This window comes from Pseudoalteromonas ruthenica (genome assembly GCF_008808095.1).
Taxonomy (GTDB): Bacteria; Pseudomonadota; Gammaproteobacteria; order Enterobacterales; family Alteromonadaceae; genus Pseudoalteromonas; species Pseudoalteromonas ruthenica.
Map to the genome: position 1 here is coordinate 2,351,809 of NZ_CP023396.1, position 19,523 is coordinate 2,371,331.

General features: G+C 47.7%; 13 protein-coding genes and 1 tRNA gene. 6 read left to right on the forward strand and 8 right to left on the reverse strand.

The window, feature by feature from the left end; all coding sequences use genetic code 11:
* Positions 1–314: 314 nt before the first annotated feature.
* Positions 315–391 (forward strand) — tRNA-Ile (locus PRUTH_RS10980).
* Positions 392–466: 75 nt separating this feature from the next.
* Here the strand turns inward: PRUTH_RS10980 and PRUTH_RS10985 are convergent.
* Positions 467–1,156, reverse strand: coding sequence for a hypothetical protein (locus tag PRUTH_RS10985; RefSeq protein WP_151173271.1), 690 nt, complete (start codon positions 1,154–1,156; stop codon positions 467–469).
* Positions 1,157–1,687: 531 nt separating this feature from the next.
* A complete protein-coding gene (locus tag PRUTH_RS10990; protein WP_257220923.1) occupies positions 1,688–2,152 on the reverse strand; it encodes a thioredoxin domain-containing protein in 465 nt (154 codons plus the stop codon).
* A 158-nt stretch (positions 2,153–2,310) separates the two neighbouring features.
* Between PRUTH_RS10990 and PRUTH_RS10995 the strand changes: the two genes are divergently transcribed.
* The 4 genes from PRUTH_RS10995 to yjjG all read left to right on the forward strand — a co-directional run bounded on the left by PRUTH_RS10995 (position 2,311) and on the right by yjjG (position 6,837).
* A complete protein-coding gene (locus PRUTH_RS10995) occupies positions 2,311–4,458 on the forward strand; it encodes a TonB-dependent siderophore receptor (protein ID WP_151173272.1) in 2,148 nt (715 codons plus the stop codon).
* Between the two features lie 245 nt (positions 4,459–4,703).
* The gene (locus tag PRUTH_RS11000) at positions 4,704–5,561 is read left to right on the forward strand and encodes an HDOD domain-containing protein (RefSeq protein ID WP_022946054.1); all 858 of its coding nucleotides are present in this window, start codon (positions 4,704–4,706) and stop codon (positions 5,559–5,561) included.
* Positions 5,562–5,602: 41 nt separating this feature from the next.
* Positions 5,603–6,163: an inosine/xanthosine triphosphatase gene (yjjX, locus tag PRUTH_RS11005; RefSeq protein WP_138508601.1), complete on the forward strand. Its 561-nt coding sequence runs from the start codon at positions 5,603–5,605 to the stop codon at positions 6,161–6,163.
* A 2-nt stretch (positions 6,164–6,165) separates the two neighbouring features.
* On the forward strand, positions 6,166–6,837 hold the full coding sequence (yjjG, locus tag PRUTH_RS11010) for a pyrimidine 5'-nucleotidase (RefSeq protein WP_151173273.1): 672 nt from the start codon (positions 6,166–6,168) through the stop codon (positions 6,835–6,837).
* Between the two features lie 81 nt (positions 6,838–6,918).
* Here the strand turns inward: yjjG and nagP are convergent, their stop codons facing one another.
* The 6 genes from nagP to secA all read right to left on the reverse strand — a co-directional run bounded on the left by nagP (position 6,919) and on the right by secA (position 18,606).
* Complete coding sequence (gene nagP, locus PRUTH_RS11015; RefSeq protein WP_022946057.1) at positions 6,919–8,226, reverse strand: N-acetylglucosamine MFS transporter NagP; 1,308 nt, start codon at positions 8,224–8,226, stop codon at positions 6,919–6,921.
* Between the two features lie 407 nt (positions 8,227–8,633).
* Positions 8,634–11,255: a beta-N-acetylhexosaminidase gene (locus PRUTH_RS11020; RefSeq protein ID WP_151173274.1), complete on the reverse strand. Its 2,622-nt coding sequence runs from the start codon at positions 11,253–11,255 to the stop codon at positions 8,634–8,636.
* A 172-nt stretch (positions 11,256–11,427) separates the two neighbouring features.
* A complete protein-coding gene (gene ggt, locus PRUTH_RS11025; RefSeq protein ID WP_151173275.1) occupies positions 11,428–13,134 on the reverse strand; it encodes a gamma-glutamyltransferase in 1,707 nt (568 codons plus the stop codon).
* A 127-nt stretch (positions 13,135–13,261) separates the two neighbouring features.
* Positions 13,262–15,352: a M13 family metallopeptidase gene (locus PRUTH_RS11030; RefSeq protein ID WP_151173276.1), complete on the reverse strand. Its 2,091-nt coding sequence runs from the start codon at positions 15,350–15,352 to the stop codon at positions 13,262–13,264.
* A 92-nt stretch (positions 15,353–15,444) separates the two neighbouring features.
* Positions 15,445–15,834 (reverse strand): 8-oxo-dGTP diphosphatase MutT, encoded by a 390-nt coding sequence (gene mutT / locus PRUTH_RS11035; RefSeq protein ID WP_151173277.1) that lies wholly within the window; start codon positions 15,832–15,834, stop codon positions 15,445–15,447.
* A 66-nt stretch (positions 15,835–15,900) separates the two neighbouring features.
* Positions 15,901–18,606 carry a preprotein translocase subunit SecA gene (gene secA, locus PRUTH_RS11040; RefSeq protein WP_022946063.1) on the reverse strand — a complete coding sequence of 902 codons (2,706 nt, stop codon included), beginning with the start codon at positions 18,604–18,606 and terminating at the stop codon, positions 15,901–15,903.
* 250 nt (positions 18,607–18,856) lie between these two features.
* On the opposite strand from secA, the gene PRUTH_RS11045 reads away from it, so the two are divergent.
* Positions 18,857–19,519, forward strand: a complete 663-nt coding sequence (locus PRUTH_RS11045) for a DUF721 domain-containing protein (protein ID WP_306669444.1) — start codon at positions 18,857–18,859, stop codon at positions 19,517–19,519.
* The last annotated feature ends 4 nt before the right edge of the window (positions 19,520–19,523 follow it).

Sequence of the window (19,523 nt, forward strand, 5' to 3'; positions counted from 1 at the left end):
CCGTCTTAAAAGTTCAGAGCGAGTCGTTTACGAGGTTACAGCTCAAGCTACGCCCTTAGGTTAATTAGTAAGCGATTGATTTCGAGCGGCAAAATAATCACCCCACAGCTAGTGACAAGGCCCACAAAAGTTTTTATACTGCTCGGCGCTTGTCAGGATACTAATACCTTTATCAGTGGCACGCAAATGGCCCTATAGCTCTGTTGGGCGAATCAAGACCGAAGCATCGCTTCGTAGTTTGATGAGGTGGAGGCAGGAAGCCGACAGGATACCGCTTCATGGATGAATTTAATGAGCACTTACAATACGAAAATGGCCCTATAGCTCAGTTGGTTAGAGCGCACGACTCATAATCGTTAGGTCCCTGGTTCGAGTCCAGGTGGGGCCACCATTTTTCTACTCTTCCATGTTATTAACGACTAACCGAATCCCTTAGGTTCTACCTCTGTGCTACGTTGCTGTATAGTTATTTTTTAGGTTGGGTTTCAATTTTCAAATTCTGATTACTTATTAGAACCACCTTTTGACCTGTGTACAATGCAACGAACTTATCGGTGGACGCTATAAGAACACCTGTTGTGCTATTGCCTGTTGATTCAACAACCGTGGTGCAAACCGCCTTTTGTACTTTCTTACAATACGCGAAATCTGCTATTTCCTCTTTTGCAAGCTTTGAACCATAGGAGTAACTGCTCCAAATCAGCATGAAGATTGAGGCGATGAGTACTAACAAGAAGACTGGGGCTCCTACGGAAAAAATGGCCACTGCGGTAGGAATAAAGCCATAATTGAAAATCTTACTTTCCTTTAAGCCCACCTTTCTCTTCTGCACTTCAATTTCGATTTTTTCATATCGGTTAGACAGAAATACAATCACCAGCACATATAAAAACATTGCACCAGCACAAAGTAAAACATATAGAATGTTGCCGATTATCAAACTCACCAAATGAAACAACGAGCCTGATAAAACATAAAACGATTTCATCAAAATTGACTCAAATGGTAAGGACAACGAATCAACTGATTGGTTGTACACACTTAAGTACCCTTGGAAATACAAGTGACCGATTATGTATAGAAGCGGCACTGATAGAGAAACTACCGCCGCGATATTTGTTAGGTTAAAAAAATGGCGACTATCTTTTTCTGACATAAAACCTCCTTGTTAAATTCTTCCATATTCTGCACTGCAACGCTTTAAACAGCAATTTCCAGTTCACTTATGAGCAAGTCGTACCTACTCGAAGAGGTAGGGACGACTCGCAGAGTCGCCCAGCTCAAGGCTACTGCTCATGATGTCTTGAGCTCATCATCCCATCGAGAAACCAAAAGGCCAGAAGAGGGAAAGGCATACACAAGGTAAATTAGCCACTTACATTCACCGATCGATGTGTTTTTTTAAATATGAAACTGCTCGCAACGAGCAAATAGGAAAACGGGCGTCTCCCAACTGCCCTCGACACGTCAAGAGGAGCTACATCCGTAGCTGTCAGGCTCAACAGAGCCAGATTAATAATTATCAAAACCACTATAGTCTGCGCCTTGAACCAACAGACTCAGCGCCGCTTTGCTTGTTTGCTCTAGATCACGTAGCCCATGTGTCTTATGACAACCTGCCTAGTTACGTACTAGCCAAATAGCTTTAAAACTTACCTATATTGGCTTGTGCTCACTGCGCAATGACTTAAAAACGCGTAAGGTCGGCTGCTAGCGATTTTTTGGGCTTTTCAACCACACGGTGAATTTCTTGCCCCTCATCTAGAACAATAAACGTGGGTGTGTACTTAAGATTAAAACGTTGAGCCACACCCGCCTTATCCTGCTTTTGGTAGTCCACGGCAACGAACGACACCTGGGCGAGCTCAACTTCGCTGTGCTTTAGCAATTTAAGCAGTTTAGGGACTTCCCGCTCACTGTCGTGACACCAGGTGCCTAGTAACACCACTAACTCCTTACCAGCTAACTTAGCCATTGCTTGCAAGTCTTGCTCTGTGGGTTGGTAGTCTTGGTAATGCTGTTGAAAAGCGGGATAGTCACTTAGCAACTGCTCGCCACTCATCGCCCCTTGCTGTATTTGCTGGGCTTGCAGGGGCGTTACCATCAACAAAGCACACAGCAGGGCGCAACTAACACTTAGAAATACTTTCATTTATCCTCCGGCGTCATAGCAAAACATTAAATGATAATGATTTACATTTATTTACCTTTCTTTATAATGGCTCGCGTATCTAATTCAGTTCCAAAGCGTCTAGCAGTTTCACAATCCTGTAAGCGCTTCTTTATTCATCAAAATAACGGATTTATTTTATGTGCTCTTTTAGATTTTCCCTACCTTTTTTAAGTCTTTTACTTTCGTTCAGCTCCATCAATTGCGCCTTAGCCAGCGCTAAAGACGATACCCGTCATATCGAGGTCCTCACGGTAACCGGACAAAAACTCAATAACAGAGACTATCGCGTTGAGTCTTTAAATTCCGCCACCGGGCTGGATTTGAACCACCTTGATACCCCACAATCTGCCATTGCTATTAACCAGCAGCGTATGCAAGACCAACAGTTAACCAGTCCAGTTGAGGCGATTGGTGCTGTCACCGGGATCAGTATTCGCGAGGCGGATAATGGCAAGTTTTCCATTCGAGCGCGCGGTATTGGCGTCAACAGTATTTTATACGATGGTATTGCAACCACCTACGACACCCGTTTCAACTACGGAGATAACTTAACCGATACAGCAATTTACGAACGCGTTGACGTGGTACGCGGTGCCACTGGATTAATGTTAGGAGCCGGTAACCCTTCTGCGGCTATCAACCTTATCCGCAAACGCCCAACCGAGGTCGCTCAGGTTAATGTCTCTGCTTCACTGGGCTCATGGGACTATCAACGAGCAACCCTTGATGCCTCTGGGGCACTGAACCAACAAGGGGAAGTTCGTGGTCGAGTTGTTGCTGCCTACAGCGACCGTGAATCTTTCCAATCGCGCTTTGCACAAAGCCAAACCACTTTATACGGCACAGTTGAAACCGATATTGGTCGCGCTAGCTTATTACGAGTGAGTGCTGACTATCAATATACCAACCCAGAAGGAACCATGTCTGGAGGGATGCCGATATTTTATAGCGATGGCAGTCGCACGCAATACGATCGTGGCACCTCAACGGCACAACCTTGGTCATCATCAAAAACCCAAGCGCTTAATTCGGTGGTGACGTTTGAGCATCACTTCAATTCACATTGGCAACTCTCAGCCAGCTATATATATGGCGATAACGACTTAGAGTACGATGTCTGGTGGGTACGCGGAAACCCCGACCGGGAAAGCAATGAGGGCATGGTCCCCGGCTCAGTCAACTTTATTGACGCCGAACGAACGCAGCACACGGGCGACATCGAGCTACTGGGTCAGTTTGACTGGCTAGGCCAATCGCATCAGCTGCTTGTGGGTTGGAATCAGCAGAAGCAAGAATTTGCCACGCCTTACTACCCAGCAATCAACGCCCCAACCCAGGTCGGTGATTTTCGCCAAGATGATTATGCATTCCCTGCGCCGCAGTGGGCTGACACCGCCGCTTACGGCTCGTATGGTGAGACCGAGCAACAGTCAGCCTATGTGGCTGCACAGTTGAAACCAACGGCATCATTGTCGGTAATTAGCGGTGTGCGCTTAAACCAATGGCAAACCGATACCGATAATTTCGGCCGGACGCATGATTACTCACTAAACGACGAACTCACTTACTATTTAGGGCTGTCTTACGCGCTCACCGATAACTGGGTTGTTTATGCCAACAGCGCTGATATTTTCTCACCACAAAGCTTAATTGGCGAGCAAGGCCAATATCTCGACCCGGTGCAAGGAGAAAACCTCGAGTTGGGTATTAAAGCCACCTTGTTTAACGACAAGCTCGATGTTGCTTTTTCAGCCTTTCAAATCGACCAAGATAATGTTGGTGAATACACTGGCGAGACCATTCCAGGCACCACGCAGCGTATTTATAAAGGCATTGACGGCACCCGCACTAAAGGCGTAGAGCTCGAACTTAACGGTGCTATCACCGAAAATTGGCAAGTGTATCTGGGGTATACTCATGCCGAGGGCGAAACACCAGAAGGCGAGATATTAAACTCAACCAACCCAGAAGATCAGATTAAAGTCTTTTCTACCTATGATTTTTCTGGCGCCCTAGCTGGCTTAACCCTCGGTGGTGGCATTAACTGGCAAAGCGAAACCTTTGATGAAGTTTCCAACCCAGTGACCGGCCCAGTAGAAGTAGGTCAAGGTGGCTACGGTATCGCCAATATCATGGCTCGTTATGCTGTTTCTGAGCAACTTACGCTCAGCATTAACCTCGATAATCTCTTTGATAAACGCTACTACAATCAAATAGGTTTCTACGATCAATACCGCTACGGCGCGCCACGCAACTTTAAAGCCTCAGTGCGCTATCAGTTCTAAACCCTTATCGAATGTTCTTGGTGCGCTGCCCTGCAGTGCACCTCTTCCTTTGCTCACTGCCCTACTCCCTACACCACTGTGGTGATAACACGTTGCAAGTGCACGACTTTTCGGGTCACGACCGTGAATTTACGCTAAACTTAGGCGTGATAGTGACTGTACTTGGTGTATAACAACTAAACCCTAGAGGCTCAGCACGGGTGCATCCTTTTTTTGATGCGCGCCAACTAACTTTGGGAGAGGCAATGCAAGGTATTGACGAAACATTACTGTCACAGCTAGAAGCTGGATTTAAGCTGCCTGTTAAGCCCGCCGCATTAGAGCAGCTGCAAGCGGAGTTAAACCGCAACGATCCCAGTATTGATGTTGTTAGTGAACTTATTGCCACCGACGTGGCGATGTCAGCTACCGTGCTTCGCGTGGTAAATTCACCCAATTTTGGTAAAGAAAAGGAAATCACCGATATTAACTACGCGGTGATTCTCTTAGGCCTCAATACTATTAGCCATATTGTCTCCCGCTATTTGCTCAAACAAGTATTTCGGCAACAAGGGTGCTGCATTTCCCTAGCGCGGTTCTGGGATACCTCAACCGAGATCTCACGCTTATGCGTTTACATCGGCCAAAGCTTAACGCGAAGCTTGCCTGCTGATAATTTACAAACATTGGGGTTATTTCATGATATCGGCATTCCCGTGATGGCGATGAATTATCCTGATTACGTGAACGTACTAAACGAAGCCAACGACAACGTCCATGCATCGTTGACTCAGCTTGAAGATAAACGCTATCCCTGTAATCACGCCATCCTTGGTTTTTACATGGCCCATTCTTGGCATTTACCGAAAGTGCTGTGCAATACCGTGCTTCGCCATCATGATTTAGACTTTTTAGATGAACACCAAAGCAGTGAAGAAGAGCGCTTGTACTACGCGATTTTAAAGGTGGCAGAAAATATTGCTCATACCCACAAACGCTTTCGTAGCATTAATAATTGGTCCAGTATTGAAAGCCAAGTATTAGCCACTCTGGGGTGGCAACAAAATGAATATCAAGCCCGCTTGGAAGCTGGAGAGTCACTACTGATATTTAATGCCAATTGAGCATGCTACACTTTGGGCAAACAGCACAATAAGGACGACACATGCTTGAATGCCACAGCGACAAACCCATTACGCTGATTGTGGGCTCTAAAAACCCAGTAAAGATCAATGCCGCCAAAGCCGCCCTTGCCACATACTTCCCGGATAGAGACATTATTTGCCAAGGTGTGGACGCTCCCTCAGGAGTTGCCGATCAACCTTTGGGTGAGGCGCAAACCCTGCTTGGTGCGCACAACCGCATTCGTTATTGCCAAGCGCATTATCAAGGTGATTATTACATGGCTATGGAAGGCGGCGCCGCGCAGTTCGACTATGGGGCGGCCACTTTTGCCTTTGTGGTTATCGCTCATGGCGACGAGCACAGTGTCGGACGTAGCTGCAATTTGCCGCTGCCAAAGCACTTATACCAAAAACTAGAGCAAGGCCAAGAGCTTGGCAATGTGATGGATGAGGCTTTTGCAACCAAGAATATTAAACAGCAAGGCGGTGCTATTGGCTTGTTAACGCAAGGCCACGCCACCCGTCAAAGCAGTTATCAACAGGCCTTGTTACTGGCAATGGCGCCTTTTAATCACAGTGAGTTATTTGCGAGTACACGTTAATTATGCGCTACCCTTGGATTCTTTTTGATGCCGATGAAACCCTGTTCCACTTTGATGCTAAAGCGGGCTTAACACACATGTTTGCCCGCTATGAAGTGGACTTTGCCGATGCTGATTACCACACCTTCGAAGCCGTAAATCGGCCATTATGGGTGGCATATCAGGACAACACCATCACTGCGCAGCAGTTACAGGAACGCCGTTTCGAGCAATGGTCCGAGCGCCTGGGCGTGAGTGCTCGAGAGCTAAACTTACGCTTTATGGAAGCGATGGCAGAAATTTGCCAACCCCTGCCCGGTGCAATCGAGCTGCTTAACGCGCTACAAGGTAAAGCGAAGCTGGGCATTATCACCAACGGTTTTACTGAACTACAAAGCGCACGATTAGAAAAAACCGGCTTAAAAGGCGCTTTTGAGTGGTTGGTTATTTCTGAGCAAGTCGGCTATGCCAAACCTCATATGGCGGTATTTGACCATGCCTTCGCGCTAATGGGTCACCCACCAAAAGAGCAGATACTGATGGTTGGCGATACACTGGAATCGGACATTGTTGGCGGCATCAATGCGGGCATTGATACTTGCTGGCTAAATCGCCATGAGAAACAGGCCCCTGAGCATATGACCCCAACCTATGAAGTAAAGTCGCTGTGCCAGCTAAGAACGTTGCTACTGTAACGCCGAGCCTACCAATATAAAAAATGCCAGCACATGGCTGGCATTCACACACGGGAATATTTCTAATGGAATAGAAATTAGTTACTTCCAAGAGGTCATCTTGTGACCTTTGAGGGCATAGAATAGGAAAAATACATAGCTAGGTAACATCACCCAATACGCATTTTGCTGTCCTTCTGCGGAAATCGTTGAACCGGTCGCTAAACTCAAAAAGACTGGGCCGAACGCCCCACCAGCAATACCCATCACTAATAGGCCTGAGCCGACGCTAGTCAGTTTGCCTAAGCCCGATAATGCCAGTGGCCAAATTGCTGGCCATACCACAGCGTTAGCTAGACCACACAAAGCGAGCATCAGTACCGTGTCTGGTAGTGCAGGCCCACCAAAAGGCACTAACAATGCTTGCGCTAACACTGTAGAGTCGCGACTCACTGTGGTAATACCAATCACCAAGGCAAAGCCGAGAATTGCTGAGCCACTGAGTGCGGCTTGCTGGGAAATAACGCGCGGAATAAGAATAATCCCGAGAATATAACCCGCCACCATGCACACCATAGTGTAAGAGGTCATCACCCCGTAGTTTTCCACGCCGAGAGCGAGTGCATAAGAGCCAATAGTATCACCGGCGATCACCTCAACTGCGACGTACAAGAACAGGGCCATCACGCCCAGAGCCAAGTTCGGGTGCGCTAATGCGGCTTTAACCTGACCTTTACCACCTGCTTGCTCTTCATCATCGACCAACTCAGGCAGCGGAGAATATTTAACAGCTAACGCCAACGCACCGATAAACAGTGCCATGCCAACGTAAGGCCATACTAAGCTGTTAGCCATGGCATCAATATCATCTTGGCTGAGCTCTTTGCCCACTAAACCGGTAAAGTTGCTAATAATCAGTGCGGTAAACACCATAGGCGCAAACACCCCTGCACCTTTATTTAAAATGCCCATAATACTTACACGTGCTGCCGCTGACTCTTCAGGGCCAATGCGCACGACATAAGGGTTAACGGCTGTTTGCAGCAAGGTTTGCCCTATCCCCATCACCAATTGGGCAAATAAGAACAATGCAAACACTTGGGTTTTGGCGGCCGGAATGTATAAGAACCCCGCGACCATCATAGTTGCCATACCCAGTGCCATGCCATTTTTATAGCCGATTTTCTTAATCACTAGTGCTGAGGGCACAGCCGTAAAAGTAACCGCAATATAGAAAGAAAATAGAATAAGCGAGGCCTGAAACGGCGTCAGCTTCAAAATTTGTTGGAGGTAAGGCATCAATGAGCCATTGAGCCATGTTGCGAACCCTAGAATAAAAAACAGGGTCGCGACAATGGCCATAGGCACAAAGTTGCTTTGCTTTTTAGTTGTTGACACTGTTGCTTCCATAAACTCTTCTCGTTGTCGATATAGATAACATCAAAACTAAGCAGATCATATAGTTATCTCTACCGTTTCGATGGAAGCTGACTTCAAAGCCAGCATATAAGTAAGCGCACAAGCTCACCGAATATAAATATTATTGTTATAGCCGCGCTTTTTTCACAGCACGTTAGGATAAAACTAACGCCTAGTTCACAAAAATGACAGCGCTGCCATAAACTGTACGTCAAAAGCGTTTATTTTACCAGCAAGAATTTTATCAGCCTGATAAAGGGCCATATAACAAAGAGTTGGCTTAATTATGCCGGGTTACAAAGGTTATTAACCGGCGCTTTGCGCTGTCTATATGCAATGAGTGGAGGGATACAAAAAAGGCATCGCCTCATAGCCATGCCTTTTTATGTATGCGGTGATTAACGCACGCTAGTGGTGCGACTGATTTGATTATTCACCCGTGAGCGCAGTAACACCTCAGCGTTCGCATTGACAGTGACCGACTGCTTATAAGGCTGCCAAGTGCTGCCGTTATCTAGGCTGTATTCGATGCTTAGCCCAGGGTAGGCGCTATTAGCCACCAACTTACCCTGCTCTATCACACCGCCAGGCACCGGTAAATGCAAGCTAATGCCATCACGATCGAGCTTGTACAGCTCCTTTATTGCCAAGGCACTGGCAAAGCGCTGCCAATCCTGCTGGCGTGCGCGAGAATCGGGCTGCTCTCCTTCCCACTTCGCTTTGTGCCATGCACGCTCAGCGACCGCAAGCATACGGGGGAAAACCATGGCTAAGACTTGTTCTTCGGTACGGATCGTTTCAGACCATACCTGCCCTTGCATTCCCAACACATTTTCTGGCTTTTCCAAGGCTGGCATTGGTCGCCCCACCAAGGCTTCAAGGTTATCTATTTTATCGCGGGCGCGGGTATAATCAGCATTGGCATAAAGGTCGTCAGGCATATAACCAAACACTTTCTCGGTATCAGTGTAGCGCGTTGCCCAGTAATATCCGCGCTCTTGTGGGTGCGCTTCATAAGGGTGATCAAAATATAAGTGTGTGCCATGGGAGAGGATCACTTGATAACCGGCGTTAGCTAAGCGATAGGCGCGATCGGCGACGCCCCATTCCCAAATATTGTCCCAGGCGTTGGTAAAGAACACCTCGTTGGGGTATTCATCGCGGTTAAACGGGTTGACCTTGTCGTACATAATGCCGTCTTCCCACACCCCAGGGGCAATGCCGCGCTTGTGCAGCAGCTGCGCCACCCGCTGAGTAAAGTAGGGTTTTAAATCGGCCACTCCGGCCACCCCATTGTTGGCTTCGGCAAATAGCGCTTGGCATGCGGGAGAGCCAATCCAAGAGCCAGCTCCAACTTCATCACCGCCGATGTGCAAGTAGCGAAGTTTAGTCCCCGCTTCACGGTACATTTGCTGTAATTCATAAGTGACCTTATCCATAAATGCATAGGTTGAGTCCAAGCACACATTCATTGAGTTATCGGTGTAATTTTGCACCGTGATATAGCTGGACGTGTCTTTTGGGTCACTGAGCAGATAGCGAGTGGCGGCACTTAAATCAACCTGACTAAATTCTTGAGTATCGGGTTGTGGGTTAGTTAAAGAGCCTTGAGCATATTGCTCAGCCTGCTGCTTAAGACGACGATAACGCGCTTCCATCGCTTTAATAGAGGCACGAGCATGGCCGGGCCCCTCAATTTCTGGGATGATCTCAATATGGCGGGCTTTGGCAAACTGCAATAGCTCGATAAAGTCGGCGCGACTTAAGTAGCCATTGCCAGAGCCTGACTTAAATGGCCCCGTGCCCAACTGCGTAAGCAAACAGCGATTTTCTTGTAGGTCAAAACAACGATACGCGCCAATTTCGGTAAGCTCGGGTAAACCAGGAATTTCTAAGCGCCATCCCTCATCTTCGGAAAAGTGCCAGTGTAAGCGGTTCATTTTATAGCGCGCCATTTGCTCTACGAGCTTGAACATCGCTGCCTTACCATGATAATTACGGCCATTGTCGTAGTGCATGCCACGCCAGCCATAACGGGGGTTATCGCGCACCTCAAGGTTAGGTAGTGTTGCCGCACCAGTCGCTGGTAACAGTGCCAACAAACTCTGCATGCCATAAAAAGCACCGGCATTATCGTGGCCCACGATGCGGATAATGTCGTCATCAATTTCCAAGTAATACCCTTCGGGCTCACCTACTTGAGCATCCACGCTGAGCTTAATAACTTTATCTTCGCCAGTATTGAGGTGGTCGGCCTGAGCGCTGAGGTTCAAGCCATATTTGGCTTTAAGATCCGCAGTGAAGAGCGCAACTTCTGAGCTTAACTGCCCGGCAAAGCTGATACTCCAGCTCTCGTCTAACACCGCACTGCCACGATGGTAATCCACCTCTTGTGGCCTAGGAATAATCCGTTTAACTGCTTGTTCGGCATCGACCTTGGTTAAACCTTGGTTACGCTCAAAACGCACCTTTGCATCAACCAAGATGGTTTTATCTTCGGGGTTGTTGTAACGGCGGAGCTGCTTGGGCTCACTAAAAGGGGTAACGAAGTCACTAAAGTCCTCGCTGTCGGTATTAGCAAAAATGGCAGGCTTAGTATCCTTAGCAACAACAAAGGCACGAGGCATAAAGTCACTGTAAGCGACTATCCATACACTGGCTTCAAATGGGATCACTAGGGTTTCACCACTGGCTAAACCGGCAAAGTCACTGGTGGGGATTAATCGATGTAAGTCGCCATTAACATGCTCAATACGCAGCCCTTTAACGCTTTGCTCCTCCATTTTGCGCACGTTATGCAAGTAGATTTGCCAATCTCCCTGGCCTGCCGGCAGCGCCACATCGGAGCGGTTAGTCAGGGTAATGCTGCCAAGAAAGCTGCTGTCTTTGTTGTGGAAGTTGTCTTCTACCGCGAACATAAACTCGGTATTCGCAGCAAACTGGTTAACTTGCTCTTGGCTCAGCTGAGCCTGAGCCGCAATGGGGAGCATTAAGGCGGCGATAAGGCGTTTTCTAAACATGGTGACTCATTCCTTCCCTTGTTGGTGTTATTGTTTTTTTGGCTGATTATCGACCATCATATAAAATTCACAATGACAGCGCTATCATTTATCGACTATTTACATCCGCTGATAAAACACAAAGGCGGCCGAAGCCGCCTTTATCAATTAATACAATCTGCCTGCTAGGGTATCAATATCCCGCCGCATGACCGTCTTTTCTGGTTTCAGAGGCGCCGTAATAAACTCCGTTTTCCGGGTCACGCATAATCGCTTGATACCCTCCGAATGGCCCCACTGCGCCTTGCAGGGTATGACCTTTTTTCATTAGCTGACGCTGCGTTTCCATACTAAAGCCAGTTTCGAGTGATACATAGCCGCCGTCGGTCATCACTTCATCAGTAGGCTGGCTGGAGCCCGTATGTAAGATCCGAGGCGCATCGCCCGCTTCTTGCAAGTTCATACCAAAATCAATCATATTGATGAGGATTTGCGCGTGCATTTGTGGCTGTGTTGCCCCTCCCATCACCCCATAACTCATGTACGGTTCGCCATCTTTGGTCACAAAGGCGGGAATAATGGTATGGAACGGACGCTTGCCGGGTTGGTACTGATTAAAATGCCCGGGCTGCAACGAGAATAACTCTCCTCGGTTTTGCAGTACAAAGCCCAGCTTTTCGGGAGTCATGCCTGAGCCCATACCGCGATAATTACTTTGAATAAGCGACACCATGTTACCGTCTTTGTCTGCGGTCGTGAGGTAAATGGTATCCCCTTCTACCGGTCCGGCTTGATCACGCTTCGCCGCTTTATTGGGGTCAATCAACTTGCGTCGCTCGTCGGCATAGTCTTTAGAGATCAGCCGTTGCACAGGAATGTCATTAAACGCAGGGTCGGCATAATATTTAGCGCGATCGGCAAAGGCTAACTTCTTCGCCTCAACAAAAGTATGAATATACTGCGCACTATCAAAGCCCATGGCGGAAATATCATAGTCTTCAAGAATATTAAGGATTTGCTGTGCCGCGATCCCCTGACCATTCGGCGGCAATTCCCACAACGTATGACCACGATAGGTGCTGGCCACCGGCTCGACCCATTCGCTAGTATGGTTCGCTAAATCTTCATAGCGCAGATAGCCATCGTGGGCTTGCATATAACGGTCTATTTCTTTGGCGATTTTGCCCTTATAAAACGCATCACGCCCGCCCATGGCTAGCTGTTTATAGGTATTAGCCAATGCTGGGTTTTTAAATATCTCGCCTTTTTTTGGCATTTCACCATCAGCCATAAAGACTTCTTGGAAACCCGGATATTGAGCCCGCGCTGACACACTGCGCTGCATGTAATAGGCAATCAATTCACTGACCGGAAAGCCGTTTTCTGCATACTCAATGCTCGGCTTTAGAATTTTTGCCATGCTCAACGAGCCAAACTTTTTATGCAGCTCAAACCAGCCATCGACAGCACCGGGCACAGAAACCGGTAAAGGCCCATAGCTGGGGATTTTACCTTCCTCAGCGGTGAGTTTCTTCAGTTCATCGAAACTCAAGCCTTGGGGCGATCGCCCTGAGGCATTCAAACCATAAAGTTTGTCATCCTCAGCTGAGTACACAATGGCAAATAAGTCGCCGCCGACTCCGCACCCTGTGGGCTCGACCAGGCCAAGCGTGGCATTGGCAGCAATCGCAGCATCAATGGCATTACCGCCTTGTTTGAGAATATCTAAGGCCACCTGTGTGGCCAGCGGTTGGGAAGTTGCTGCCATTCCTTGCGTTGCAATCACTTCCGAACGGCTGGCAAAGCTATGGCCGGTAATACGATCATAAGCCTGGGCCACCCCAGATAATACACTGAGCGAAATCCCTGCTGCGCATAGTCCTAATGTTATTCGCTTCATACTCTACTCTGTTGTTTTTTTAGTCGCCTAATTAACTTAGTGATAAATCGACAGTGAAGCAATGTCTTTGCGGTCGCCAACATAAAAAAGCCCAGCAATTGCTGGGCCTTGTAGCGATTAATGGAAATTACCAAATCTTAACGCGATCTTCGGGTTTGATGTACATCTCATCCCCTTCCTTGACGTCAAAGGCCTCGTAGAATTCAGGCATGTTTGGCAATACACCAATCACACGGTAGTGACTTGGGGCGTGAGGGTCAGTCATCAAACGGTTGCGTAGCCCTTCATCACGATACTTACGACGCCAAATTTGTGCCCAGCCCATGAAGAAACGCTGCTCACCGGTGAAACCATCCAGCTCTGGCGCTGGTTGGCCATTTAATGACAGCTGATAAGCCTTGTAGGCCACGGTTAGGCCGCCTAGGTCACCAATATTTTCGCCCAGTGTTAGCTCGCCGTTGACGCTGGCATCTTCAAACGGAGCGAAACCGTTAAACTGCTCCACTAATTTCTTACCGCGTTGTTCAAACTGCGCTAAGTCCTGCTCACTCCACCAGTTACGTAGGTTTCCGTCACCATCATACTTAGCACCTTGGTCATCAAAGCCATGGCCTAGTTCGTGGCCGATCACCGCACCAATCGCACCGTAGTTGACGGCGTCATCCGCTTCTAGGTTGAAAAATGGCGGTTGTAAAATAGCTGCTGGGAATACAATTTCGTTATTCACCGGGTTGTAATAGGCATTAACGGTCTGTGGCGTCATATGCCACTCAGAACGATCAACCGGCTTACCTAGTTTCTCGCGCATTTCGTTATACGCCCACTCGCTGTAGCGAATAAAGTTACCCGCTAGGTCATCTGCTTTAATTTCCAGTGCCGAGTAATCTTTCCACTTATCTGGGTAACCGATTTTCGGTGTGAATTTATTTAGTTTTTCTTTGGCGGCCACTTTGGTTTCAGCGCTCATCCACTCTAAGCCGTCAATCGCTTGGTCAAAGCCTTTGATCAGGTTCTCTACCAGCTCCTCCATACGCGCTTTCGCTTCTGGCGGGAAGTTGTCTTTGACATAGACCTTGCCGAGCATCTCGCCTAACACGGCATTGGCAGAGTCCACCGCCTTTTTCCAACGTGGCTTTTGCTCTTCTACGCCACGTAATGTGGTGCTGTAGAAAGCGAATTTACGATCGACAAAGTCTTTACTTAGCTCATCGGCATAGTTGCTCACAAAGTGGAAAGTCAGGTAATCCTGCCAAGTATCCAGCTCAGTTTCTGCGAAGATGCTGCCAAAGTCCTCAAAGTAAGACGGTTGGCGAATGATCACTTCTTTGCTGTCGATGTCCGATTGCGCTAAGAACTGCGCAAAATCGAAATCACCAGTCAGCTCGTTTGCCTCGGCCACGGTCATCTTGTTGTATGACTTGGTCGCATCACGACTTTGCACTCGGCTCCACTGGGCTTTGGCAAGCTTACTCTCTAATGCAACGATGTCCCGCGCCGCTTGCTGAGCATCTTCAACACCCGCTTTAGTCAGCATATCAGTGATGTAAGTAATATATTCATCACGAATAGTGGCGAACTTTTCTTCATCTTTTAGGTAATAATCACGATCTGGTAGACCTAGGCCTGATTGCGATACATAAAGCGCATATTGGCTAGAGTTTTTGGCATCATTGTTAACATACCAAGCGAATGGCGTGGTACCACCTTGAATGCGAATGTCGGCCATCAGCGATACTAACTCTGACTTATCGCTCACGGCGGCAATGTTCTCTAAGTACGGCTTTAATGGCGTAATGCCTTTTTCTTCAAGCGCATCAGTATTCATGTAGCTGGTATAAAATGCGCCTAGCTTTTGCTCATCACTGCCCGCTTTAGCGTCGCTATTTTTAGCTGCTGCTTCAATCACTTCTTTAAGCGCTGCTTGCGACTGATCATATAAAGCGGTGAATGAGCCGTAGTTAGATTTATCACCGGGAATCTCGGTGCGCTCAAGCCACTTGCCGTTAACGTGATAGTAGAAGTCATCTTGTGCACGCACGTTACTATCGATATTTTCAATCTCAATACCTGAACCCAGCTGCTGCGATTTTTTTGTTTCTTGTTTTGCAACTGTTTCTGCTTGTTGATTGTTACTGCTTGACTGTGTTGGCTGCTCACTGCAACCAGTCAAACCTAATGCTAAGGCCGTAGCCGCAGCAACTAAGGTTACTTTATACATGTTGTTGTCCCGATTAGATTAATAGAGTTATTATTCCGACTACGCCATATTAACCTGAACATTTGCTAAACACAGGCGCAGTTTGTAACAATTTATGACTGTTCCAGTAGCTTATTGATAATCGCTACATTCGCCTTAGGAAAGGCGTAGTCGTTTAAGGCTGCGATATCCACCCAAGCCCCTTGCTGCCCTTCGGCACCATGTGGTTCGCCACTGAAATCGGCGACGATATGAATATGCAGACACACATGCTTATCGCCGTAGTCATGCTCAATGCGCATAAACTCTTCGGTGCTATGCACACGGATTGCCACTTCCTCGTGTAGTTCCCGGCTCAGCGCTTGGGCAACTGATTCACCCACTTCAATTTTGCCCCCAGGGAACTCCCACAGCCCGCCCTGGTGCTTATCTTCTGGACGCTTACAAATATAGGTTTGCGATTCGCGTTTAATAATACCTACGGCAACGTCAACCTGCTTCATAGTACAACTCCATAAACAAAAAGCGGCAATATGCCGCTTTTTAAAACCATTATTTTAACTGTGTTATTAGCTTAACTTGCCACAGCACTGCTTATACTTTTTACCTGAACCACAAGGACAGGGAGAGTTACGACCCACCTTTGGCTCACTACGAGAAGCCACAGCTGCCTGCGGCGCATCGCCACCGACTTGCTCAGCATCAGCATGTTGATACTGACGAGGAACTTCTTCCGATTTACGGTGCTGCTCTTCGACTTTCTCTACATCTTCTTCGGCACGCACTTGTACCTTGCTTAGAATATTAACTACATCAATCTTAAGGTTCTCTAACATAGCAGAGAACAACTCAAACGATTCACGCTTATATTCTTGCTTCGGATTCTTCTGCGCGTAGCCACGTAAATGAATGCCTTGGCGTAAGTGGTCCATCGCGGCAAGGTGATCTTTCCAGTGCTGATCTAAGCTTTGCAGCATGACCGCTTTTTCAAATTGACGAAGCACTTGTGCGCCGACCATTTCTTCTTTCGCTTTATAAGCGTTGGCCGCCTCATCAACAATACGATCACGCAGTTTTTCTTCAAACAGCTTGTTATCGTCGGCCAGCCACTGCTGGATAGGTAACTCGAGCAGGAAGTCGGCTTTTAGACGCTCTTCTAGACCAGGCACATCCCACATTTCTGCCAATGATTGCGGCGGAATGTATTGATCAATCACACCATTAACCACGTCATGGCGGATGGCGGTAATTGTCTCAGAGATATCCCCTTCTTCAAGCAACTCGTTACGCTGAGCGTAAACGACGCGACGTTGGTCATTAGCCACATCATCGTACTCAAGTAGTTGCTTACGAATATCAAAGTTACGGGCCTCAACTTTACGCTGCGCATTTTCAATAGCACGGTTAACCCATGGATGCTCGATAGCTTCGCCACGCTGCATACCCAGCTTGCGCATCATGTTAGTCATGCGTTCGCCGGCAAAGATACGCATTAGTGCATCTTCCATTGATAGGTAGAAACGGCTTGAACCCGCATCCCCCTGACGACCAGAACGACCACGTAGCTGGTTGTCGATACGGCGAGATTCATGGCGCTCAGTACCAATAATATGCAAGCCACCAGCTGCGATAACGGCATCATGGCGCTCTTGCCACTTAGCCTTGATGTCGGCGATTTGCTCTTCACTTGGGTTATCAAGCTTATCGATATCACTTTGCCAGTTACCACCGAGCACGATATCGGTACCACGACCAGCCATGTTAGTCGCAATTGTTACTGTGCCAGGCAGACCAGCATCAGCAACGATATCCGCTTCTTGAGCGTGGAATTTGGCATTCAATACGTTGTGCTGAATTTTCTCTTTACGCAAATATTGCGACAGATACTCAGAACTCTCAATTGAAATTGTCCCCACGAGTACCGGTTGGCCGCGCTCTTGGCAGTCTTTAATATCTGCTAAGATGGCTTCGTACTTTTCGTCTTGAGTCAGGTAAACCAAATCAGCACGATCGTCGCGGATCATCGGTTTGTTGGTAGGGATAACAACCGTATCCAGGCCGTAAATTTGTTGGAATTCGAACGCTTCGGTATCAGCGGTACCCGTCATACCGGCCAAGGTTTCATAAATGCGGAAGTAGTTCTGGAAGGTGATCGATGCCAGCGTCTGGTTCTCGTTTTGGATTTTCACCCCTTCTTTGGCTTCAACCGCTTGGTGTAAGCCCTCAGACCAGCGACGCCCTTCCATAGTACGACCGGTGTGCTCATCAACAATAATAACCTCATTGTCTTTGACCACGTAATCAACATCTTTCTGATACAGCTTATGAGCTCTAAGAGCCGCATAAACATGGCTCAGTAGGGTGATGCTACCAGCTGAGTACAACGAGTCACCTTCTTCGATTAGACCGCGTTGCGTTAGCAGTTCTTCAACTTTAACTTGGCCGCGCTCGGTCAGGTGAACTTGCTTGCCTTTTTCGTCGATAGTGAAATCACCATCGCCTTCAACACCCTCTTCGTCTTCTTTCTCTTGCAGTTCGAGCTCAGGCACAATCTTATTGATTTGCGTATATAGCTCTGAGCTATCCTCTGCTGGGCCAGAAATAATCAGCGGGGTACGCGCTTCGTCAATAAGGATTGAATCCACTTCATCGACAACAGCGAAGTTGAGTGGTCGTTGCACACGCTCATCAATGCTGAAAGCCATGTTGTCGCGCAAATAGTCGAAACCAAACTCATTGTTAGTACCGTAGGTAATATCTGCACTGTAGGCTTCTTTTTTCTGCATCGGCATCATGCCAGGCACGTTACAGCCAACCGATAAACCTAAGAACTCGAACAGCGGGCGGTTGGTTTCCGCGTCTCGCTTGGCAAGGTAATCATTCACGGTAATAACGTGCACACCTTTGCCGGTCAAGCCATTTAAGTAGGCTGGCAACGTTGCCGTCAGGGTTTTACCTTCACCGGTACGCATTTCTGCGATACGGCCCTGGTGTAATACCATGCCGCCAATTAGCTGCACGTCGAAGTGGCGCATGCCATAAACACGCTTAGAAGCCTCGCGCACAACAGCAAAGGCTTCTGGAAGAAGGTCATCTAGACTGGTGCCATTATCGTAACGTTCGCGAAACTCGGCGGTTTTCGCCTTTAACTCGTCATCACTGAGCGACTCTAGTTGGCTCTCTAACGCATTTATTAAAGCGACCGTTTTGCGTAGGTTTTTTATTGTGCGGTCATTGCGGCTACCAAAAACCTTGGTAAATAATTTAGTGATCATGATTTAACCGTTACATTCTCATCTGCATTAAGCGCTCTGGGTCAAACCCGAGTCACTTGCTTACTTAATATCATCCATTTATACAGCACCAGCGTGACATTAGAAGCACTTGGCGTGGACAAACTAAAATGTGACTGCTTGAGCGGTGTACTTTTGAGCGACATCATAACAAACTCAATGAATTGCAGCACCTAATAATACCAATTCCATTTATCCTGTTGGCCGCAGTAGTTTACAGCATTAGAAATTAATGGCATTGGTATTATCGCTGGCCTATCATAGCGTTCATAGAGATCTTTGCAATCATCCGAATGACTGGCTGCCCACCGCTTGCAATAAAGAAGTGATTCTCAGGGCTCAAGCATTCTCTAGAGGTGGTGACGATTTAGGCGAATTCAAGAGGCACCTTAGATTTATGGCGAAAGATAGGTATGCACCCAAACAACTTGACGAAGTTTTGGGCCAGCTGAGCCCGCGTATGGGGTCACGTATTGCCGACTATAGCGCTAAAAGCCAACAGCTCAGCCAGCAACAGACCGTGCTGCGTGAAGTGATCGGTGAAAATCTAGCGAAGAAATGCCGTGTTGCTAATATTCGTGATGATGCGCTCATCATTGAAGCACAAAGCGCCACCATTGCGTTAAAACTCAATTACGTAAAGATGGATATCCTTTCCGCCTTTCGCCAACAAGGCTTAGCGCAACTTTGCCAAGTAAAAATTCAAACCTCTCCCGATGCCGCGAGACGTTTAACTCCTCAGTCGCAGACCGGCAGCAACAAAGCAACCGCGACGAAGAAGCGGGCCATGAGCGAGCAAAGCGCTGAGTATTTGGAACATGTGGCCGAGAATGCTCCTCCCTCGTTACAGGAGAAATTACGGCGCTTGGCGCTACACGGCAGACAAAAAAAATGACGCT